Source organism: Streptomyces sp. NPDC036813 (assembly GCF_055609245.1).
Genome location: NZ_JBVJPV010000002.1, coordinates 404,150 through 425,073, shown reverse-complemented (window position 1 = coordinate 425,073; position 20,924 = coordinate 404,150). Strand labels below are relative to the sequence as shown.

Sequence of the window (20,924 nt, the reverse complement as noted above, 5' to 3'; positions counted from 1 at the left end):
GGTGCCGCCCCCGCGTCGGCGGCGGCCTGGCTGTCCTTGGCCAAAGCCCGAGGAGAGACGGTAGCTTGGGCTGATGTCCGCACCACCGGTGATTCTGCTGCTGTCGGGGAGCCTGCGAAAAGGTTCCACCAACGAGACCGTGTTGCGCACCGCGCAGGACGTGGCGCCGTCCGTCGACGTGCGTGCCGTCCTGTACGACGGTCTGGCCCGGCTGCCGCACTTCGACCCCGACGACGACACCGACCCCTTGCCCACGCCGGTGGCCGAACTGCGTGCGGCGATCGACGAGGCTGCCGGGATCCTCGTGTGCACGCCCGAGTACGCGGGCACACTGCCGGGTTCGTTCAAGAACCTGCTCGACTGGACCGTCGGCGGAACGGAGATCTGCGACAAGCCGGCCGCCTGGGTCAACGCCGCCGCCCCCGGCCGCGGAGAGGGCGCGCAGGCCACGCTGCGGACGGTACTGGGCTACACCGGCGCCCATGTCGTGGAGCCCGCCTGCGTCAGGATCCCGGTGGACCGCAGCACGGTCGGCGAGAGCGGCGTGATCAGCGACCCGAGAGTCCGCGAGGCGCTCGCCGACGTGCTGCGCCTGCTGGCGACCTCCGGCGCGGGGGCACCGTGACGGGACGGACGGCGCGGCCCTGACGAGCGATTCGTGGTGGGTGACGAGGACATCTGCGGGTGAGGTCCGGATCCGACGGCCCGCTGTTGCCATGCAGGGTTCCTGTGAACACCCGTTGTTACCGGGGCGGTTGGACGCGTAACCTGTCCCCCCGCTACTACGGCGACAGCAGTCGGCAACGGGGGCCTTGCGCATGACGCCATTCCGCAGTGACTCCGACGAGCTCTTTCCCGACCCGGACAACGCGAGGGCCGACGCCTTCGTCAGTGAGTACCCGACCGCCGTCGCACCCTCCGATCCCGCCCGGCTGGCCACCCGACCGCCGCTGGTCGTCTTCCGGGTCGACGCCGAGGGCAGCGTGTACGAGGACGGCACGGCACGCATCCTCGAGGCACTGCGCAGGCCCCTCGACGACCGGGGCAAGCTCGTCCCGTACGCGTGGGTGCATGCCGCCGACGAGCCCGTGCTGCTCTCCGAGGAGGCCGGTCTGGCGCTCGCGGACGGCACGCCGCGCCACATGACGCCCGACCGGTACCCGCACTTCGACGTCGTGCGGTCACTCGTCACCCACATCCGGACCAACCCCCGCCAGCCGGTCGGCGGGCTCGCCGACGAACTGCGCCGGCACGCCTGCGACCGCCAGCAGGCCGAGCGGCGCGGCCTGCTGGGGCATCTGCCGCGACCTGCCTCGACGGACATCTCGCCCGACGGCGCCGACCTGAAGGGCTGGCTGGTCAGGGTCTTCTGGTTGTCCTTCACCAGCTATCTCCCCCGCTGGGCCTGGTCCCGGTGGATCTCACGGAAGGTGATGCGGCGCTGGCTCGGCGGTATGCCGGATGCCGGGGGACGCACGGACCTGTACCGGGCGATGGCCCATGTCGCCGGCATGCAGGCACCGCGGCTGCGCGGCGCGGCCGGCGAGCCGCGCCACGAGGAGGCGCTGCAGGCCCTGGAAAGGATCCTGCTGAGGGCCCTCCTGGAGGACCTGGCCACCCCGAGGATCGGCCGGTATTTGCCCAAGCGGCGCCGTCGCACCGCACGGCCCGTACTGCTCGTCGAAGTGCCGCCGCCCGGCACGGAGGGCGCCCGCCGCGCCGAGCGATTCCTGCGCGTCCTGCACGCGCTGCACGACACCGCCCCACGCCCGGGACCGCTCGTCGTCGCGGTGGGCAAGCCGTCCCCCGAACTCCTCGCCGAGCTGCAGCCGCGCGAGTGCACCCTCGCACAGGCCGCGAGCGCGCTGGGGACACAGGAGGGCGGCCCCGTCATGGTCGTCTTCCGCGAGCCCTCCCTGACCGGCCCGGGCCTGCCCGTCGCCCAGGTCGAACCGCACCGCCGGTTCCGCACCAGCTGGCGCACCACGGCCTCGCTCCTCGCCGTCACCGCCGCCCTCGCCGTCACCGCGGGCGGCATCACCGTGGACCACATCCGCGACGGCGGCGACCACACCTGCCTCGGCGGCAGCGCGTCCGTGGCCGCGGCAGCCCGCACGAGCCCCGTCCCGCTGGACCCCGAGGGCTGGTACGACGCCGCGCTGCGGGCGATCAGCCGGCAGAACAAGCGCGCCGAGGACTACGCCCGCCAGGGCCGCAAAGTGCGCACCGTCGTCGCATTCGTGTCCAGCCGGCCACGCACCGAGGACGAGACGCGGTTCGACGGCACGATCCCGGAGCTGCGCGGCATCGCCATGTGGCAGCAGAAACTGAACTCCGACGCGTCCTCCGACCAGAACCTCGTGCCGCTGCGCGTCGACGTGCGCCCCACCGGAGAGGGGTTCCGCAACGCCGTGCCGGAGGCGCGGAAACTGGTCGCCGAGGTGCGGGCCGAGGGCAGGGCCGAGGACGACACCAAGGTCGTCGGCGTTCTCGCGTACGCCCAGAGCCGCGACGAGACGCGGGCCGCCCTCCAGGTCCTCGGCGAGGGCCAGATCCCGACCGTCGGCACGACCGCCACCGCGAACGAGATGCTGGCGGGAGCGGCCAGCCTCACCTACTGGCCGTTCACGCCGGACAACGGCCGCGAGGCCCGGATCGAGGCGGACTTCGCACGCGGCGCCAACATCATCGCCCGAGGCGACGACGGCGCCGGCTGCTCCCCCGCCCGCCAGGCCATCGTCATCGAGTCCTCGGCCGACCTGTACAGCCGCAGTCTGGCCGGCCGGTTCGTGGAGGCGTTCTCCGGCACCACCCGGATCTTCAACTTCAACCAGGACGGTGACTTCGACCCGCAGCCGCCCGGTGGCGCGCCCAACCTGTCCAGCGCCGACGTGCTCGCCGAGCAGCTCTGCCAGGCGCTCGCCGAACAGCCTCAGTCGGTCGTGTACTGGTCGGCCCGGGCCAAGGACTTCACCGCGTTCATCACCGCCATGGACACCCGCGGCACCTGTATCGACCACCCCGTCACCGTGCTCGGCGGGAACGAGCTGACCAACGTGGCACAGACGGGTGCCTTCGCGAACAAGAACTGGCTGCGCCTGTACTACTCGGCGCACCGGCTGCCGGTCACCAGCGAGTACGCCAGCGACAGGACACGCCTGTTCGTGTCGGCGTACGACGCGTTCGTACGGGCCGGCACCCGGGGCACCGACCCGTGGCGGCAGGACGGCCACTCCGCGGTGTCCTACGACGCCTTCCACGTCCTGTCGCAGGCGGTGGCCCAGGCGTGGTTGCGGGACAAGGACATCGACCGCAGTTCGGTGCTGGTCGCGCTCAGCGGCGGCATCCACTTCAACGGCGCGACCGGTGAGGTCTCCTACGGTCAGGGCGGGAACGCACCGCCCGTCGACAAGACACTGGTGATCCTGCGGCAACTCGGCGACGAGCCGAAGGCCGTCCTGGTCTGCGGCGCCTACGACGAGGGCAGGTCGAGCCGCGCAGAGGGCGCACCGTGCGCCCCCTGACGCGCCGGCACACCCGGCACAGCAATGCCCCTGGGCTCCGTCCGCTCTTCGGGGAACGGCTGGGGACCCGCCGGCGACCGCTGTCCGGTCAGTGCCGGACGAGACAGAACGGATGCCCGGCGGGGTCGGCGAAGACGCGCCAACTCCGCTGTCCGTCACCCGCGTCGAGCAGCGTGGCTCCCCTGGTGAGGACCTCTGCCTGGGCCCGGTCCAGGTCGTCGGTCTCCAGGTCCAGATGGAACTGCTGGGGCCTGGCCGGGGTCCGGCCACCTCGGCGGCCGGTGGTCTTCGACCCAGTCCAGCACCACGCACTGCAACTTGGCGATCATGAGGGCAGCCTAGAGCAGCACCACGCGCCGGACTCCGGGGAGTTGTCCCTGCCTCACGGGGGCGGCCGGCCCTTCAGCCGGGCCAGGCGCTGTGTCCGAAAAACGAGCTGATCATTCACTTTACCCGGACTATAAGATCGACGCGTTCCAGGCTGCCGAAGTGCGTCGCCCCGATGAACGCCGCCCTGGACGTGAAAGGACCCCAGTGAAGCTCTGCCGTACCCTCGCCGTGGCCGCCACCGTCACGGTGGCCACGCCCGTCGCGCTGCTCACCGCCGCTCCGGCTTTCGCCTCCGGGTCGTCCGCGGCGCCGACGCAGAACCAGCCGACGTACGCGGAGCTGGTGAAGACCGCCACCGAAGCGCAGAAGGCGTACGACGAGGCCGTCGCCGCCGAGGCGGAAGGGCGCAAGGAGGTCGAAGCCACCCTCAAGGCCCTGGACTCGGACACGCACCCGCTCAAGGCGGCCTCGATCGCCGCGAACAAGGCCGCCAAGGAGGCGGCCGCCACGAAGGACGCTGCCGAGAAGGCCGTCGCGGACGCCAAGGCCAAGCTCGACGCGGCGCAGAGCGACTCCGACAAGGCCGAGGCGCAGCGCGTTCTCACTGCCGCGGAAGGGGACCTGGCGAAGGCGGTCACGGCCCAGCAGGAGGCCGACGCGGCGGCTGAGAAGGCCGGCACGGCACTGGACGACGCCCGTGTGGCGGCGGCCCGCAAGTACAGCGGGATCCAGCAGGCCCTCGACAAGGCGCGGGCGGCCAAGGAGGCCGCCGACAAGGCGCTCGCCGCCGCCAAGGAATGCGTCCGGGAGAACGGGCTGACCTCGCTCGCGGTGGGGCTGCCCGCCAAGGTTGCCGCCGGGAGCACCGTCGCCTTCACCCTGCGCGTGACCAACGGCACCCAGCGCACGCTGGCCGTGGACCCTCTGGTGTTCTTCCACGTGGCCGGGGAGAGCCGCGGTGCGAAGAGCCTCCTGAAGGTCGAGTGGTCCAACGGCTCCACCTGGCAGGCCCTGACCGGTGAGGACCCCGAGCACATCGCGCACATCGACGTCATGAAGCCGGGCGGCCACAGCGATGTGAAGCTGCGCATGAAGGTCGACTCCGCGGCCAGGAACGCCAATGCCTTCGCTCTCCTCGCCGGTGACGCCTCCGACGCGTACAACCCCTGCGTCCTGGGCCCGATGAAGCGCTACGACTTCAAGCTCCTGCCGGCGGGGAGCAAGACCGCCCCGGCCGGCGACGCCAAGCCCGGCCCGCCCGGCGGGGACGACGACAAGCGGCCCGGTGCGGCGAAGCCGGGCAAGGGTTCCGCTCCCTCGGCGCAGGGCGGCGCGTCCCAGCAGGCCACGGGGACGACGACCACGAAAGCTGGCGCCGAGGGCAGCCTCGCCGAGACGGGTTCCTCCTCGGCGATGGCGCCGATCGCCCTGACCAGCGCCGCCACCGTCGTACTCGGCGCCGGCGCGGTCGTCGCCGCACGCCGCCGCAAGTCCACGCGCGACGTCTGACCGCCGGCCCCCTCACCGGCCCTGGGGGACCTTCTCAGGGCCCGGTGGCCTCGGGGCAGCACCCACGCCGTCCTGGGGGAAACCCCCTGTCCGAGAGGGTGACTGGCAGGCTGTTTCGGCTGGTCGCGGGCGCGGAGACTCGGTGGCATGACGATTTCCCCGCAGGCCGCGGTCGCGGCCACCGTGCCCGCCGCCCGGCCCCGCCCCTCCGATGCCGGAGCCGGCAGTGACTTCGCCCGGCTGTCCCGTCGTATCAGCGAGGCGGGACTGATGAGACGCCGTCCCGGCTACTACACGACGCGGCTGGGCCTGGTGATCGCGCTGACGGCGGGCGGATGGGGAGCCTTTGTCGCGCTCGGAGACACCTGGTGGCAGATGGCAACGGCCGCCTTCCTGGCCCTGATGTTCGGTCAGATCGCTCTCGTGGCACATGATCTGGCGCACCGTCAGGTGTTCCGGCGACGCAAGCCGAGTGAGACATGGGGTCGGCTCTTCGGCAATCTCGGGATCGGCATGAGCTACGGCTGGTGGATGAACAAGCACACCCGCCACCACGCCAACCCCAACCACGAGGAACTCGACCCGGACGTCGCCCCGGACATCCTGGTGTGGTCCACGGACCAGGCCCGCGACAGCCGGGGCCTGGCCCGTCTCATCGGCGGTCACCAGGCGGGACTGTTCTTCCCGCTGCTGACGCTGGAAGGCTTCAACCTGCACGTGGCGAGCCTTCGGGCGCTGCGCTCGCCGGGCATGAAGCACCGGACGCTGGAGGCGGCGCTGCTCCTGCTGCACCTCGCGGCCTATCTGTCCGCCCTGTTCCTGGTGCTCTCCCCGGGCAAGGCGGTGGCGTTCCTCGCCGTGCACCAGTGTCTCTTCGGCGTCTACCTCGGGTGCACCTTCGCGCCGAACCACAAGGGCATGCCCACGTTCCGCGGCGACGAGCGGCCCGACTTCCTGCGCCGCCAGGTGCTCACCTCACGCAACGTGCGCGGCGGACGGATGACCGACGTTCTGCTCGGCGGGCTCAACTACCAGATCGAGCACCACCTGTTCCCGAGCATGCCCACGCCCCATCTGCGGCGTGCGCAGGTCGTCGTCCGTGCCTACTGCGCGGAGATCGGCGTGCCCTACCACGAGACCGGCCTGATCCAGTCGTACCGCGAGGCCCTCACGCATCTGCATCAGGTCGGTGAGCCGATCCGGCAGCAGCGCCGAAGGGCCGCCTGACGTCCCTCCCCGGGCCGGGGAGGGAGGCGGTCCCGCCACCGTCGGGGGGAATCGGTGGCGGGACCGCTCGGTGCCCGGGGCTGGAGGGGGGGGACCAACTCCCCCGAGCACGTCTGAATCTGCTGCTGCCCGGGCTTCGCAGATATATGCACGCGGATTTCCCCCGGATTTTCTTCGGTACGAAGACCCCGCCTCCGTTGGTCGCTGCTTCAGGGCGTCAGCATCCGGTCCTGCTCCACCAACGGTGTGCCGCCGTGCCAGTCCAGCGCTTCGCCGAAGCGGACCAGCTCACCGTAGAGCGCGGGATCGGCGCCCTCGGCGAAGACCAGGTCGAGCACGGCCGACGCGGCCCGGGCCGGCGACTGCGCCTGGCTGTGGTCGCTGAACCAGGGACGCGAGGTGGCGGTGTCGACCATGCCAGGGCACACGGACGCGATCAGCGTCCCGGTGGCGAGGTCGCACTCGCGGCGTTGCGCGGCCACGGCACGGACGGCGGCGACCTGAGCCACCTTGGACGGCACGTTCAACCAGACCGGCCAGCCCGCTTCCTGTGCGGTTTTGTGGTGGACGGCGCTGCGCCACGACTCCACGGCGTACTCCACCTGCTCCAGGCTCGCCCCGTCGAACAGGTCGTGCAGTCGCGGATCGAGGTGGCCGAGGGTGCCCAGGCTGCTGGCCACGACGAGCAGGCGGCCGCCCGGACGCAGGACCGGGCCGAAGGAGCGCAGGATCGCGTGCGTGGCGGTGTTGGAGACGTCGATGAACTCGTCGGCCCGCTCCGACTGCGAGTCCCCCGGCAGCACGCGGGCGACCGCGTTGGAGATGACGACGTCGACCCCTCCGTGCCGGGTCCGCAGATCCTCGGCGAGACGGGCGATCGCGTCGGTGTCCGTGACGTCGAGGACCTGCCCCTCGACGCGGCCGCGTCCTGCGGGCAGCCGACGCATCTCGCGGACGGCGTCGCTCACGCGCCGCGGGTCGCGGCCGGTGAGCAGGACCAGGTCGTCGGGGTTCATCCGGGCCGCCAGCCCCTCGACGAGAGCGCGGCCGAGTCCCTGGTTGGCGCCCGTGACGAGGGCGATACGAGAAGCGTTCATGCGTGCCACGCTAGGAAGCCGACAGCCATGCGTCCAACGAAAGTTCTGCACGGCTAGTATGCGTAGACGTCATGGACTTCACCGATGTGTCACTCACCGCGCTGCGTGTCTTCCGGGCGGTGGCCGAACAGGGGACCTTCACCGCGGCCGCCGGGTCGCTGGGCTACACCCAGTCGGCGGTGTCCCGGCAGATCGCCGCGATCGAACGGGCCGCGGGCGCGGAGCTGCTGGAGCGGCGACGCGACGGCGTGCGGCTCACCCCGGCGGGCCGCGTCGTCATGCGCCGCGCGACGACCGTGCTCGAGGAGATCGATGCGACGGCGCGCGAGCTGTCCGGCCTGCCCGGACAGGCCGGCACGGTCCGTGTGGGGTGGTTCCCCAGCGCCGGCGCCGTCCTGATCCCGCGCGCCCTGGCAGCGCTGCGCCGCACGGATCCGGACCTGCACGTAGTCGGCCGCGAGGGCACCACCCCGGCGCTGGTGCGCGCTCTGCGGGCCGGCAGCCTCGACCTCGCGCTGCTCGCCTCGGCGCCACCGTTCCGGCCGCCGGACGCGGAATCACCCCCGCTCACGCTCCACACACTCGCCGAACGCCCGCTCCGGCTGGCCGTGCCCGCGACGCACCCCCTGGCGCGCGGCGACTTCGTGGACGTGGCCGACCTGCGCGGGCAGCGCTGGATCACCGGGTCCTCCTCGGGGGAAGACCGGCTGATGGGCGTCTGGCCGGGCCTGGACGAGCGGCCCGAGATCGCCCACACCGCCCGCGACTGGCTCGCCAAGCTCCAACTCGTCGCCGCGGGCTGCGGACTGACCACCGTGCCCGCCGTCCTCGTGTCCGCTGTGCCACCCGGCGTCCGTGTCCTTCCCGTCCGCGGTGGCCCCCAGGAACAGCGGCGCCTGCTCCTGGCCCGCCTTCCCCACCCGCCGACCGAGCCGGGCCTCCGGGTCTCGGCCGCGCTCCGGGCAGCGGCCCTCGACGCCGAGACAGCTCCGCCGCCGTCGTGACGCCGGTGCCGTCGACCCGACCGTGTCGCACGCACCTTGACAGGGAGCGATGACTTTCGGCGGCGCATCGGGTCTGCCTGGTATGACCCGCATCATCGCTGACATCTCGATCTCCCTCGACGGCCTCGTCACGGGGCCCGACCCGAGCCCGGAACACGGGCTGGGCATCGGCGGCGAGGCCCTGCACACCTGGGCCTTCTCCGACGACCCCGAGGACCGCCGGCTGCTGCGCGAGGCGACCGCCCGCTCGGGCGCCGTCGTCCTCGGCCGCCGTCTGTTCGACCAGGTCGACGGGCCCGACGGCTGGGACGACACGACCGGTTACGGCGCCGGCGAGGTCGGCAAACCCGCCTTCGTGGTCGTGACGGGCTCTGTGCCGGAATCGGTGCGGCTCACCGACCTCGACTGGAAGTTCGTCACCACCGGGGTGGCCGACGCCGTCGCCGTCGCCCGCGAGCGCGCCGAGGCGGCGTCGGCCGCCGGCGGGAAGGACCTCGACGTGGTCATCATGGGCGGCGGCGCCACGATCGGCACGGCGTTCGACGCCGGGCTGGTCGACGTCCTGAGCCTGCACCTCGCGCCCGTCGTGCTCGGCTCCGGGACGCCGCTGTTCACCGGCACGGCACCGCGCACACTGGTGCAGCGGAGCGTGACCCCCACCTCCACGGCAACGCACCTGCTGTACGACGTCCTGTGACGACGCCGGTGCCGCCGGCGGCCCGAGCAACGCCTCAGCCGCGTTCGCGCAGGTAGGCGTCCAGCTGTGCCGCGCCGGCCAGCATCGCCCGGCCACGGGCGGACAGGCGATCGTGCCAGTCGTGCAGGGTGGCCTGCAACGGTTCCAGTCCGCCGGCCGACCGCACCTGCGCGATCACCGGGGCGATCTGCTCCAGCAGGTAGCCACCGCGCCTGAGTTGGTGGGCCAGGCGGGCATCGCGTACGTCGGCTTCGTCGTAGACGCGGTAGCCGGTGAGCGGGTCGCGGCGCGGACGTACCAGCCCGGCATGCTCCCATTTGCGCAGCGTCGCGGGCCGGATGCCGAGCTGCCGCGCCAGCGGTCCGATGAACGTTCCACCCGGCCGGGGCGTCTCACCGGACTCCGGCACCGTCGAGGGCCTCGGATCGAGGTCGCGCAGGGCGCTTTCCACGGCCTTGAGGGTGTGCCGGTCGGCGAGAAGCTGGGCGTGGCTCTCATCGATGAGGCGGAAGACCTCGTCGGCCGCGCCCTGATGCACCGCCCGCATGATCGCCGTCGCCGTCTGATGGCCGTGGCCCGGCACCAGGGCGAGAAAGGCGCGCAGGGCTGCCGCGTGCAGCGGGGTGTAGGTGCGGTAGCCGTGCGGGGTGCGCGCGGCCGCCGGGAGAATGCCGGCCGCCTCATAGTTCCTGATCGCCTGGGTGGACAGACCGTGTCCGCGCGCCAGATCGACCGGCCTCAGTCTCTCCCCGTTTTGAAGGTTCCGCCCCATGGCCCCGACGATATCGCGGCCGATGGCGCGGCCAGGTTTCCACCGAAGGTTCAACGATAGCGTTGAGCGCATGGCTACTGAGATCGCGGACGTCGCCCGCACCGTCGACGCTGCCGCCGTCATGAGGCTCCTGCCCGCACGGCCCCGGCTGCTCGCCCTGGGCGAGCCCACCCACGGCGAGGAGGCCCTGCTCGATCTGCGCAACGACGTCTTTTGGCAACTCGTCGAGCAGGAGGGCTACCGCACGATCGCGATCGAGAGCGACTGCCTCATGGGCCTGGCCGTGGACGCCTACGTCACCTCCGGCGCCGGCACGCTCGACGCGGTCATGGAACGCGGGTTCAGCCACGGCTGGGGCGCCCATGAGGCCAACCGTGAGCTGGTGCGCTGGATGCGCGAGTACAACGACAGCCGCCCCGCGTCCGACCGCCTTCGCTTCGCCGGGTTCGACGGCCCCCTGGAGATCACCGGCGCCGCGAGCCCTCGCCAGGCCCTCACCGCACTCCACGGCTACCTCGCGGCCCACGTCGACGCGCAGCTCCTTCCCTGCACCGCGGACACGCTCGACCGCCTGCTCGGCGCCGACGACCGGTGGACGCATCCCGCCGCGATGACGGACCCGGCCCGGTCCGCGGGGCAGTCGGCCGAGGCAGCTGCGCTGCGGCTCATCGCCGCCGATCTGGAGGCGCTGCTGGACGAGCACACTCCGCAGCTGATGACGGCGACGTCACCGGACGAGTGGGACCGCGCCCGTCTGTACGGGCGTACCGCGACCGGTCTGCTGCGCTACCACCACTGGATGGCCGACACCTCACCGGCCCGTATGACCCGGCTGGTGAGCGCGCGCGACCAGATGATGGCCCACAACCTCCTCGCCCTCGCCGAACGCGGCCCGGTGCTCGTCCACGCCCACAACAGCCATCTCCAGCGGCGCAAGAGCACGATGCGGATGTGGCAGGGGCCGGTGGAGTGGTGGAGCGCCGGCGCGCTGGTGAGCGCCCGACTCCGCGAGGAGTACGCCGTCGTGGCCACGGCGCTCGGCACGATCCGCCACCACGGGGTCGGCACGCCGCCGCCGGACACCGTCGAAGGGCTCCTGTACGCACTCCCCGGGGACCGTCACCTCATCGACGCCCCGCAGCTGGCCATCACCCTCCGCGACGCCGCGCCCCCGCCCCGCACGTCCCCCTGGTTCGGCTACGCACCGCTCGATCCGGCCCACTTGGCCGACATCGACGGCCTCGTGTTCGTCAAGGACGTACCGCAGAGCTGAGCCGGGAGCAGGCGTCGCCTCGTCTGGCGATACTCCAGGAGCCGTCCACCCGGCACGCCGCGGAGCCGGGCGGCTGGATCAGGGCCTTCGACGAGTTCGCCGGCTTTCTCACCGACTGGGGAGAAGTGGTTCTGGAGGCCGAACGGCGCGGCTGGGGAATCGTCCGCCTGCGCTGCTGAACCGCCGACGCGGGTCAGGAGCGGCGGACCACGCGGCGGACGGCCCACACCGCTGCCGCGAGGACGAAACCGTAGACGGACACCAGCCCGTGGCCGTTGTCCTGGGCGCACCACATGACGAGGCCGAGCGCGGGGACGCCGGCCGCCAGGGCGACTTCCTTCGGCAGGCGGGTGCGGGTGAGCAAGGCGAGGGCGAGGGTGGCGCCGAGGAAGTAGGTGGCTCCGGAACTGCCGGCGAAGTTCCGGGGATCGGTGCTGGGGCCGTCGCCGAAGCCGAGCACCGTGTCGATGCGGCCCGGGAGCAGGATGCCGGCGAGGAAGAAGGCCAGAGTGAGCGGGCCGCCCCAGTACCACTGGGCGAGTGCGGCGACGGCGGCCAGGGTGACGAGGTTCCACAGGCCGCCGAAGAGGCCGCCGTTCTGCAGGAACACCGAGGTGAACTCGCGCCACCACCCCGACTTCGCGGGGTCCGCGTCCAGCGCGTCCATGGCGCCGGACCAGCCCAGCTGGAGCACCACACCGGCAACGGCCAGCGCGGTCAGCGCGATTGCCGCCCAGGGCAGCGGCCGTCCGCGAACGGTGTCGCGACCGACGACACCCAGGCCGCAGTTGAGCATCATGACCATCAGCGCCGCTGTGGTCACGTTGAAGACGATCGCCCCCATTGTCTTGCCCTTCCCCCGGTCACGGCGTTTCCAACACCGTTCGAAAATCTGTGACGCAAAGCTAGCACGATTTTCGAACGGTGTTGGAACGCCTTGTACGGTGGGACGCATGAAGCTCACCAAGGAGCGCATCGTCGATGCGGGAATGGCCGTGTTCGCCGAGGTCGGCTATCAGAACCTGTCCATGCGGCAGGTCGCCGACCGCCTCGACGCCCATGCCGGCAGCCTCTATTACCACGTGCGCGGCAAGGAGGAGCTCCTCGCCCTGATGGCCGACCGGGTGTGCCACCAGGCGTACGACGCCGGCACCGCCGCCCTCGCCGCCCTGCCGCCCACCGCCTCCTGGCAGGACCGCGTCGCAGCCCAGGCCACCTCCCTGCGTCTGAGCATCAAGGAGCACCCCGGCGGTGCCCAACTCCTGGCCGAGAGCCCCGGCGTGCTCAGCCCCGGGGCCCTCTCCCTGATGGAGCGCCTGCTGCGCACCCTTCTCGACGCCGGCCTGCCCGCCGCCCAGTGCGGCATCGCCGCCGACACCCTGCTGAGCCACGTCACGGGATTCGTGCTCCAGGAGCAGAACCAGCCGGCACCGCCGACGGACCTCAACGCCGAGCTCTACGCCGACCTGTGCGCTCGGTTCCCACTGGTGACGGGCCCGCTGATCCCACGCCTCGACCCGGACGAGAAGTTCGCGCGGAGCATCCGCCTGCTCTGCACCGGCTTCACGGCGCTCTCCTGAACAACTGCCGTCAGAAAAGCGGCCGCCGGCCCGTCGGCGCACGCCCTATGCTGCTCGGATGATCAAGCCGATCGACCTCGTGATATTCGACTGCGACGGAGTTCTGGTCGACAGCGAGCGCATCGCCGTGCGGGTCCAGGTGGCCCTCGGCGCGGAGTTGGGCTGGCCGCTCACCGAGGACGAGGTGGTGGCCCGGTTCATCGGACGCTCCCACGCCGCCATCCGCGAACAGGTTGCCGAGCGGCTCGGCCCAAAGACGGCCACCGTCTGGCATGCGCGGTTCGAGCAGCTGCACCGCGAGGCTGTGGACGCCGGACTGGCGCCGGTCGACGGGCTGCTCGAAGCGCTGGACGAGATCACGCTGCCGACCTGCGTGGCCTCCAGCGGCTCCCACGAGAAGATGCGGCACACCTTGGGCCGCACCGGCCTCTACCGGCGGTTCGAGGGACGCATCCACAGTTCCACGGAGGTCGCCCGCGGCAAGCCCGCTCCGGACCTCTTCCTGTACGCCGCCGAGCGGATGGGCGTCGATCCGGCCGCGTGTGTGGTGGTCGAGGACAGCGGCCCCGGTGTCGAGGCCGCCCGGGCCGCCGGCATGCGCTCTCTCGGCTACGCGGGCGGCCTCACCCCGGCCGAGCGCCTCGAAGGCAGCGGCACGGTCGTCTTCCACGACATGCGCGAACTGCCCGAGCTGCTGCGGAAGATGTGAGGACGGAACCGGGAAGTGCGCTGCTGCGGCCGATACCGTCAGCGGTCCACGGGCGGAAGGTGGGCGAGGCCGGTGTCGTGCAGGATGCGCTCGACCGTCGCGGTGAGTGTGCTGTCGGCGCCGATGACGGTCTCCATGCCGCCGGGCAGCAGGTCCCGCTCCCGGTACCAGGCGCGCAACTCGCTCTCGCCGAACTCGCTCGCCAGGGGCTTGGTCGCGTGCCGGGCCAGCGTTTCGGTGAACGGTACGTCCAGGTAGTAGGCGTGGGTCCTTCCGCGGTGGTCGGCGCACAAGCGGGCGAGCATGTCGCCGTAGTGGTCGGCGTACAGGATGCCCTCCACCACCACGTGGAATCCGGCGTCCAGAGCGTAACGGGCGGTGAGGTCGATCAGGCCGATGTTCGCGGCTCCCGGCCGGTCGCGTTCGCGCAGCACCACGCGGCGCAGGTTGTCCTGCCCGACCACGGCCAGCCCGCGGCCGAACCGCTCGCGCACGCCGGCCGCGACGGACGACTTCCCGGAGGCACTGTTGCCGCGCAGGACGACCAGCCGGGACTCTTCGGTGCCCACCTTCACGGCAGCCACGGTAGCGGCTTCTCGGGCAGCTTCGATGCGGAGGTGTTCCGCTGTGGCGAGGGGGCCGGTGTCGTTGCGGCAGCCGTGGCCGCGGGTGCGCCTCCCGGACGGGCGGCACACTCTCTGCGCCGTGGGCGGGTCGCGGCGGGTGAGTGCCGCGCCTCCGGGCAACCGGCCTCTCCCGCGCGGCAGCGAGTCACCGGTGAGGGGTGTACCGCTGGTACATCCCTCCGGCGGCGCCCAAGTCGTACGGTCGAGGTGTGGACAACCATGACGAGGTCCGCGAGTTCCTCACCTCGCGGCGAGCGAAGATCACCCCAGAGCAGGCCGGGCTGCCGTCCGGGAACAGGCGGCGTGTCCCCGGACTGCGCCGCAGCGAGGTGGCGGCCCTGGCCGACATGAGCGTCGAGTACTACGCGAAACTCGAGCGCGGCAACCTCGCCGGCGCCTCCCCCGCCGTGCTCGAGGCCGTCGCCCGCGCCCTCCGGCTGGACGACGCCGAGCGCGCCCACCTCCTCCATCTGGCGCAGGCCGCCGACGGCTCCGACGTCCTCACCCGCCCCCGGCGCCGCCGCACCGGACCGCGGTGGACCCCGCACCGCAGCCTGCAGTGGACGCTGGACGCCATCACCGCCGGTCCCGCCTTCGTCCGCAACGGCCGCTTGGACCTGCTCGCGGCCAACCAGCTCGCCCGCGCCTTCTACGCCGACCTCCTGGCCCACGCCGACAACCAGCAGAACCTGGCCCGCTTCAACTTCCTGGACCCCACCTCCCGGCGCTTCTACCCGGACTGGGAGCTGTTCGCCGACATGGCCGTGGCCATTCTGCGCACCGAAGCCGGTCGTAACCCCCACGACAAGGACCTGCACGACCTCGTCGGTGAGCTGTGCACCCGCAGCGAGGAGTTCCGCGTCCGGTGGGGCGCCCACAACGTGCGTCATCACGGCACCGGCACCAAGCGGTTCCACCATCCGGCCGTCGGAGACCTCACGCTCGCCTTCGAGGGTCTGGAGATGGCGGCCGAACCCGGGCTGACCCTCACGATCTACACCGCCGAGCCGGGATCCGCCTCCGAGGAGGGTCTGCGTCTGCTGTCCTCCCTGGCCGCGACCTCGGAGGCGGTGCGGTCATGAGCCGGATCCTGGTGACGGGTTCCGCCGACGGTCTCGGTCGTGCCGCCGCGGACTCCCTTGTGTCGGCCGGGCACGAGGTCGTGGTGCACGCCCGGAACCCGGCGCGGGCGGCGACGCTCCGGGAGCTGGTCGATCGCGGGGCCGGTCTGGTGGTGTGCGACTTCACCGAGCGCGACGCGGTACGGCGGACGGCCGCCGAGCTGAACGACGCGAAACCCTTCGACGCCGTCATCCACAACGCCGGTGTGTGGAGCGGTCCCGCCGTCATGCCGGTCAACATCATCGCGCCGTACCTGCTCACGGCCCTGCTGCGGGGGCCGCGCCGCCTGGTGTACCTCAGCAGCGGCTCGCACTTCGGCGGGCGCGACTCCCTCGCCCGGGTCGACTGGCGGGGCCGCGGCGCGGGCTCGTACGCCGACAGCAAGCTGTACGTCACGGCGCTCATGGCCGCGGTGGCCCGGCTGCGTCCCGGGGTGCTGAGCAACGCCGTGGATCCGGGCTGGGTGCCGACGAAGATGGGCGGACCGAGCGCCCCCGACGATCTCGAGCTCGGCCACCGGACCCAGGAGTGGCTCGCCGTCAGCGACGAAGCCGAAGCCCTGACCAGCGGCGGATACTGGTACCACCGGGAACTCCGGCAGCCGCATCGCGCGGTCCACGACGTGGGCTTCCAGGACCGTCTCCTGCGGGCCCTGGCCGAGGAGACGGGCACGCCGCTCGACTGACGGCAGCGCGCGGAGCCCAGGTGCCCAGGGGCCTGCCGGCGGTGATCGCGGGGTACCTGCGGCGGCATGGGATCTTTGAGTTCACCTGTGCTGCTGGTGCTGTTCCTCGTGAGCGCCGCGGTGATCTGGTACGCAGGCGTCAAGCTGTCCGACACCACCGACGTGCTGTCCGAGCGGCTGCATCTGGGAAGCGCCCTGGGTGGCTTGATCCTGCTGGCCATCGCCACGAACCTGCCCGAGGTCGCCGTCACCGCCAGCGCCGCCATGGCCGGTCAGCTCGACGTGGCCGTGGGCAACATCCTCGGTGGCATCGCGGTGCAGACGGTCGTGCTGGTGGTCCTGGACGCCGCCGGGGCGCGGCCGCGCCCGCCGCTCACCCGCCTGGCCGCCAGTCTGGTTCTCGTCCTGGAAGGCGCACTGGTCGTCGCCGTCCTGGCCGTCGTGGTCATGGGCACGCAGTTGCCGGGTGATCTGTTCTTCGCCCGGCTCGGCCCCGCGCCGCTGGTGATCGCGGCCATGTGGGTCATAGGCCTGGTGCTGCTGGACCGTGCGGGCAAGGGGCTGCCGTGGCGTGAGGGCGGGGACGCGCCCGGGGCTCAGCCGGAGCCGCGCGGCCATTCCAAGGGCAAGAAGGAGAAGGCGGCCACCGGCCAGGGTGTCGGTACGGCCCGTGCGGCTCTGGTCTTCACCACCGCGGCGGTGGCGACGCTGGTCGCCGGTGTCGTGATCGAGCGCAGCGGGGAGGAGTTCTTCGCCCGTCAGGGGCTCGGCGGCATCCTGTTCGGCGCCACCGTGCTCGCTGTCGCGACCTCGCTGCCCGAGATCAGTACCGGGCTGACCTCAACGAAGCTGGGCGACTACCAACTGGCCATGAGCGACATCTTCGGCGGCAACGCGTTCCTGCCGGTGCTGTTCCTGCTGGCCACGGTCATCTCGGGCAAGCCGGTCCTGCCGGGCGCCCACGACACCGACATCTACCTCACCGCCCTCGGCATCGTGCTCACCACCGTCTACATCGCCGGGCTGATCTTCCGGCCCCGGCGCCGGTACCTGCGGATGGGCGTCGACAGTCTCGCTGTCCTGGTGCTGTACGCGCTGGGCATCGCCGGGCTCACGGCCATGGCCGGGTGACAGCCCCTGCCCGGCTGGGCGGTGGGTGTCGCAGCAGCAGGAGCTGGCCCGCACCCGAGCGGCGGGTGCGGGCCACCTCCTGCGTGCCGAGGCACATCACCGTCGCGGGGTGCGGCGCCGGTGCCGCTCGCTCGCCGCGCGGGCGAGCAGCTTCGTGGGCCTCCCTCGCGTGGGCGCCATGCCGCGGCGATGGCGAGAGAGGGCCGTCAGATGAACAGGAAGAACAGGATCAGGACGACCAAACGCTCATCACTCCTTCCCTCGCCGGGCACCGCGGCCCCGCCCGGTGACCTTCCGGACCTGCTCAGCCGTACGGCACTCCTGGACGGGTCGTCAGAAGGCGACAGCGGCCACACGGCTGCCTCGTCTCAGTCCGCCTCGTCCTCCAGGAAGGTCACCTCCGTGATGCCCTCGCGGTGCGACAGGCGGGGGACCAGCTCTTCGCGGGTGCCGTGGCCGGTCAGTTCCAGCAGGACTCCCACCTGGGTGGGTGCCGTCTGCGTCGGTACGGAGGCCGCCGTGCGCAGGCCCGCCACGTGGAAGCCCGCCCCGGTGCACTCGCTGACGATGTCGCGCAGCAGTCCGCGGCCGTCGAGATAGCTGATGCGCAGCAGCACCGTCTCCGTCGGTGACCTGGGCAGCCACCGGGCGAGGACCGGGAAGACGAACGCCACCACGAGGTACGCCACCGTCACTCCGCAGGCCAGCACGAGCAGCCCCGCGCCCGCGGCCGCGCCGATCGAGGCCGCGAGCCAGACGCTCGCCGCCGTCGTCAGGCCCCGCACCGCGTCCCGGCGGACGAAGATCAGACCGCCGCCGATGAACCCGATGCCGGACACGATCTGCGCGGCCACGCGGGACGGGTCCAGTGCGACGCCGGGCCGGCCGAGCATGTCCGCGAAGCCGTACTTCGACACCAGCATGAACAGCGCCGCGCCCAGCCCCACAAGCACGTGCGTGCGCAGGCCTGCCGACTTGCGCCGGTACTCGCGTTCCAGGCCGATGACCGCGCACAGTCCGAACGCCGCCGACAGGTAGACCAACGACATCCCGTTCTGGTTCATCGCACCACCGCCTCCCTGGGGACGGACCGGCCCTCAGAGGGGGGAGCGGGGTGGAACACGGCCGACAGGCGTTCCGTGCGTGTCATGTCTCCTCTTCCGGGCGCGACGCACGCGAGGCCCGACCGGGGTCACCGGTGTACGTCCCCGCGGCGCCACCCTCCTGTGCTCGTACGGCGTACGTCTCCACGGAGTGTGGTACCCGGGCCACCGGGCCATCACCGGTCCGATGAGTGCGGACGGGCGCGACCCGTCCCCGCAGTGGTACGCCCACCAGGTGGCCCAGGCGCTGCCCGCGCTGATCGGCGTCGAGCCGGTCGATGGGGTACGTGTGTCAGGAGCAGAGGACCGCTGACGAAGGTGTGCCGGCCGGATGACCAACCGTATCTGTACCATCGGGCACTCCACGCGCGGCTTCGACGAGGTCGTGGAGATGCTGCGGGCGCATGACGTGACCTGTCTGGTCGACGTCCGCTCGTTCCCGTCGTCGCGGAAGTACCCGCAGTGGAACCAGGCAGCGATCGAGGAGTCCCTGCCGTCCGACATCGGGTACCGCTGGATCCGCCGGCTCGGTGGCCGCCGGCACACCCCCAAGGGTGTGCCGAGCGAGAACGGCGTGTGGCGCGTCAAGGCCTTCCGCGACTACGCCGACTACATGGCCGGCGAGGAGTTCGCGGCCGGCCTCGACGACCTCCTGCAACTGGCCGAGAACGAACGGCCGGCGATCATGTGCAGCGAGGCGGTGCCCTGGCGCTGCCACCGTCGGCTCATCACCGACGCCCTGCTCGTCGCCGGCGCCGAGGTGGAACACATCATGTCCGCCACGACGTCGAAGCGGGCCGTGCTCAACGAGCACGCGCAGGTCCGCGACGGGCACCTGGTCTACCCTCCGCCCGAGTGACGAAGCACGCGGCGATGCGCCGGCGGGTCCGCCGGCACGGCGCTCACTGCTCGGCCGCGGCGGCGCTGCGCGTGTGGCCGGCCAGGTCGTGGTCGCCGCGGCCGGGGGCGCGTCCCAAGGCCCGTTCGGCGGCGCGTGCGCGGCGGCGTGCCGGGGCGCCCCAAGCGTAGAAGAGCGCGCCGACCCCGAGGAAGAACACCAGCGGCACCGCCTGGCTGAGGGTGTACTGAAGGCGCTCGCCCGCGAAGCTCGGGGGCAGCGAGTCGGCGGCGGAGCCCGCGGTGCCGAACCAGCCGACGCCGAAGCCCGGCCAGATCAGGACCACGACGGTGAAGGCGACCAGGCCGGTGGCGAGCACGGTGACCGTCCACAGACCGAAGCGGCCGCCGGGCACGCTGTACGGCCGGGGCGTGTCCGGGTACTTGCGGCGCAGCACGATCAGGCTCGGGAAGGTGATGACGTAGGAGATGAAGGTGGTGCTGATGGCGAGGCCGAGTCCGGCGGCGAAGTACTTCTCACCGTCGCCGCTGGTGAGGTTGAGGGCGACGATCAGCAGCACGGAGGCGAGGACGGAGGAGAGCACGTTGACGCGGACCGGGGTGCCGTGGCGCTCGGAGAGCTTGCCCAGCCAGGCGGGTCCCGCCCCGTCCGCGCAGGCCACCGCCTGCGCCCGGTGGGCGCCCATCGCCCAGGTGACGCCGCTGGTGAGCAGGCCGATGATGAGCCCGGCCGCAGCGATGCCGCCGAGCACCGAGCCGGCGCCGGTCAGGACCACGGTGCCGTCGGCGGCGACATGGCCGCCGTAGACCGTGAAGACCGCCTTGCAGGCGTCGATGAAGCCGGAGAGGCTGCCGATCTCCTTGGCCGGCAGGACGAAGAGGATGCCGAGGATGGGGCCGCCGTACAGGACCAGCGAGGCGAAGCCGGAGCGGAGGATGGACAGGGGGATGTCCCGCTTGGGGTTGGTCATTTCCTCGGCGGCGGAGCTGGGCAGTTCGAAGCCGACGTAGTTGAAGATGAGGACGGGCACCAGGGCCACGAAGCCGGCGTAGGTGGGGCTGAACTCGGCGGCGGGGAGCGCGTGCACGCCGTGCTCGGCGGCGTAGACGACGACCGAGACGAGGAAGAAGCCGAGCAGGACGATCCGGGCCACGGCACCGGCGGTGGGCACCCACTTGCCGACCCGCACGGACTGGATGACGGCGAGGGCGCCGAGCCAGATGAAGGCGAGGCCGGCCGCGTACTTCCACAGCCCCGGCAGCGGGGTGAAGAACTCCTCCCAGGTGGTCAGGGCGATGATGCACAGGCTGCCGCCGAGCCACACCGGGTTGGAGAGCCAGTAGAGGACCTGGTTGAGGCCCGCGACGAGCCGTCCGAAGGCGAGCCGGGTCCAGACGTAGGGGCCGCCCTGGACGGGGAAGGCCGAGCCCAGTTCCGCCACCAGCAGGCCGTAGGGCAGGAAGAAGGCGAGCGCGAGGACGGCCATCCAGGTCAGTCCCTGCGGGCCCTGGGCCGCCACCGAGCCGATGGTGTCGAGACCGACGAGCGTGCAGATCAGGAAGAAGAGCACATCCAGACGGCGCAGGTCCTTGTGGAGGTGGGAGCGCTGCTCGCTCCATCCCTCGGACAGGTCGGGGGTGCTCGGGCCGGGGTTCGGGGTCGCTTGGGTCACGTGC

20 protein-coding genes and 1 pseudogene are annotated in these 20,924 nt (G+C 71.9%); 14 read left to right on the top strand and 7 right to left on the bottom strand.

Features of this window, described 5'->3' with window-relative positions; translation table 11 throughout:
• The first annotated feature begins 73 nt into the window (after positions 1-73).
• On the top strand, positions 74-625 hold the full coding sequence (locus ACZ67Q_RS06020; protein ID WP_471176979.1) for an NADPH-dependent FMN reductase: 552 nt from the start codon (positions 74-76) through the stop codon (positions 623-625).
• Between the two features lie 193 nt (positions 626-818).
• A complete protein-coding gene (locus ACZ67Q_RS06015; RefSeq protein WP_471176976.1) occupies positions 819-3,524 on the top strand; it encodes a type 1 periplasmic-binding domain-containing protein in 2,706 nt (901 codons plus the stop codon).
• An 88-nt stretch (positions 3,525-3,612) separates the two neighbouring features.
• Here the strand turns inward: ACZ67Q_RS06015 and ACZ67Q_RS06010 are convergent.
• A pseudogene (locus tag ACZ67Q_RS06010) lies at positions 3,613-3,817 on the bottom strand (VOC family protein); the annotation flags it as partial.
• A 241-nt stretch (positions 3,818-4,058) separates the two neighbouring features.
• Here ACZ67Q_RS06010 and ACZ67Q_RS06005 point away from each other — a divergent pair.
• Together ACZ67Q_RS06005 and ACZ67Q_RS06000 are read left to right on the top strand one after the other, a co-directional pair.
• A complete protein-coding gene (locus ACZ67Q_RS06005; RefSeq protein WP_471176974.1) occupies positions 4,059-5,363 on the top strand; it encodes a hypothetical protein in 1,305 nt (434 codons plus the stop codon).
• Between the two features lie 147 nt (positions 5,364-5,510).
• Complete coding sequence (locus tag ACZ67Q_RS06000) at positions 5,511-6,590, top strand: fatty acid desaturase family protein (protein ID WP_471176972.1); 1,080 nt, start codon at positions 5,511-5,513, stop codon at positions 6,588-6,590.
• Between the two features lie 209 nt (positions 6,591-6,799).
• Here ACZ67Q_RS06000 and ACZ67Q_RS05995 read toward each other — a convergent pair whose 3' ends face one another.
• A complete protein-coding gene (locus tag ACZ67Q_RS05995; protein WP_471176969.1) occupies positions 6,800-7,687 on the bottom strand; it encodes an SDR family NAD(P)-dependent oxidoreductase in 888 nt (295 codons plus the stop codon).
• A gap of 71 nt (positions 7,688-7,758) precedes the next feature.
• Between ACZ67Q_RS05995 and ACZ67Q_RS05990 the strand changes: the two genes are divergently transcribed.
• The gene (locus ACZ67Q_RS05990) at positions 7,759-8,691 is read left to right on the top strand and encodes a LysR family transcriptional regulator (RefSeq protein ID WP_471176967.1); all 933 of its coding nucleotides are present in this window, start codon (positions 7,759-7,761) and stop codon (positions 8,689-8,691) included.
• Between the two features lie 82 nt (positions 8,692-8,773).
• Complete coding sequence (locus tag ACZ67Q_RS05985) at positions 8,774-9,388, top strand: dihydrofolate reductase family protein (protein ID WP_471176965.1); 615 nt, start codon at positions 8,774-8,776, stop codon at positions 9,386-9,388.
• 34 nt (positions 9,389-9,422) lie between these two features.
• On the opposite strand, the gene ACZ67Q_RS05980 is transcribed toward ACZ67Q_RS05985, so the two are convergent.
• Positions 9,423-10,160 carry a TioE family transcriptional regulator gene (locus tag ACZ67Q_RS05980; RefSeq protein WP_471176963.1) on the bottom strand — a complete coding sequence of 246 codons (738 nt, stop codon included), beginning with the start codon at positions 10,158-10,160 and terminating at the stop codon, positions 9,423-9,425.
• A gap of 70 nt (positions 10,161-10,230) precedes the next feature.
• On the opposite strand from ACZ67Q_RS05980, the gene ACZ67Q_RS05975 reads away from it, so the two are divergent.
• Positions 10,231-11,433 (top strand): erythromycin esterase family protein, encoded by a 1,203-nt coding sequence (locus ACZ67Q_RS05975; RefSeq protein WP_471176960.1) that lies wholly within the window; start codon positions 10,231-10,233, stop codon positions 11,431-11,433.
• Between the two features lie 193 nt (positions 11,434-11,626).
• Here the strand turns inward: ACZ67Q_RS05975 and ACZ67Q_RS05970 are convergent, their stop codons facing one another.
• Complete coding sequence (locus tag ACZ67Q_RS05970) at positions 11,627-12,277, bottom strand: hypothetical protein (RefSeq protein WP_471176958.1); 651 nt, start codon at positions 12,275-12,277, stop codon at positions 11,627-11,629.
• 109 nt (positions 12,278-12,386) lie between these two features.
• Between ACZ67Q_RS05970 and ACZ67Q_RS05965 the strand changes: the two genes are divergently transcribed.
• Together ACZ67Q_RS05965 and ACZ67Q_RS05960 are read left to right on the top strand one after the other, a co-directional pair.
• Positions 12,387-13,013, top strand: a complete 627-nt coding sequence (locus ACZ67Q_RS05965; protein ID WP_471176955.1) for a TetR/AcrR family transcriptional regulator — start codon at positions 12,387-12,389, stop codon at positions 13,011-13,013.
• 58 nt (positions 13,014-13,071) lie between these two features.
• Positions 13,072-13,722, top strand: coding sequence for an HAD family hydrolase (locus tag ACZ67Q_RS05960; RefSeq protein WP_471176953.1), 651 nt, complete (start codon positions 13,072-13,074; stop codon positions 13,720-13,722).
• A 38-nt stretch (positions 13,723-13,760) separates the two neighbouring features.
• Here ACZ67Q_RS05960 and ACZ67Q_RS05955 read toward each other — a convergent pair whose 3' ends face one another.
• A complete protein-coding gene (locus tag ACZ67Q_RS05955; protein WP_471176951.1) occupies positions 13,761-14,306 on the bottom strand; it encodes an AAA family ATPase in 546 nt (181 codons plus the stop codon).
• Between the two features lie 251 nt (positions 14,307-14,557).
• Here ACZ67Q_RS05955 and ACZ67Q_RS05950 point away from each other — a divergent pair, with 251 nt between their 5' ends.
• The 3 genes from ACZ67Q_RS05950 (at position 14,558) to ACZ67Q_RS05940 (ending at position 17,286) form a co-directional block, all read left to right on the top strand.
• Complete coding sequence (locus ACZ67Q_RS05950) at positions 14,558-15,430, top strand: helix-turn-helix transcriptional regulator (RefSeq protein ID WP_471176948.1); 873 nt, start codon at positions 14,558-14,560, stop codon at positions 15,428-15,430.
• Positions 15,427-16,155: an SDR family NAD(P)-dependent oxidoreductase gene (locus tag ACZ67Q_RS05945; protein WP_471176946.1), complete on the top strand. Its 729-nt coding sequence runs from the start codon at positions 15,427-15,429 to the stop codon at positions 16,153-16,155. The genes ACZ67Q_RS05950 and ACZ67Q_RS05945 overlap by 4 nt, the downstream gene beginning before the upstream one ends.
• Before the next feature lie 75 nt (positions 16,156-16,230).
• Positions 16,231-17,286, top strand: a complete 1,056-nt coding sequence (locus ACZ67Q_RS05940; RefSeq protein WP_471176943.1) for a sodium:calcium antiporter — start codon at positions 16,231-16,233, stop codon at positions 17,284-17,286.
• 368 nt (positions 17,287-17,654) lie between these two features.
• On the opposite strand, the gene ACZ67Q_RS05935 is transcribed toward ACZ67Q_RS05940, so the two are convergent.
• The gene (locus ACZ67Q_RS05935; protein ID WP_471176940.1) at positions 17,655-18,350 is read right to left on the bottom strand and encodes an MgtC/SapB family protein; all 696 of its coding nucleotides are present in this window, start codon (positions 18,348-18,350) and stop codon (positions 17,655-17,657) included.
• A 226-nt stretch (positions 18,351-18,576) separates the two neighbouring features.
• Here ACZ67Q_RS05935 and ACZ67Q_RS05930 point away from each other — a divergent pair, with 226 nt between their 5' ends.
• Together ACZ67Q_RS05930 and ACZ67Q_RS05925 are read left to right on the top strand one after the other, a co-directional pair.
• The gene (locus ACZ67Q_RS05930) at positions 18,577-18,702 is read left to right on the top strand and encodes a hypothetical protein (RefSeq protein ID WP_471176937.1); all 126 of its coding nucleotides are present in this window, start codon (positions 18,577-18,579) and stop codon (positions 18,700-18,702) included.
• A gap of 18 nt (positions 18,703-18,720) precedes the next feature.
• A complete protein-coding gene (locus ACZ67Q_RS05925) occupies positions 18,721-19,248 on the top strand; it encodes a DUF488 domain-containing protein (RefSeq protein WP_471176934.1) in 528 nt (175 codons plus the stop codon).
• A 43-nt stretch (positions 19,249-19,291) separates the two neighbouring features.
• Here ACZ67Q_RS05925 and ACZ67Q_RS05920 read toward each other — a convergent pair whose 3' ends face one another.
• Positions 19,292-20,920, bottom strand: coding sequence for an APC family permease (locus ACZ67Q_RS05920; protein WP_471176931.1), 1,629 nt, complete (start codon positions 20,918-20,920; stop codon positions 19,292-19,294).
• Positions 20,921-20,924 lie beyond the last annotated feature (4 nt).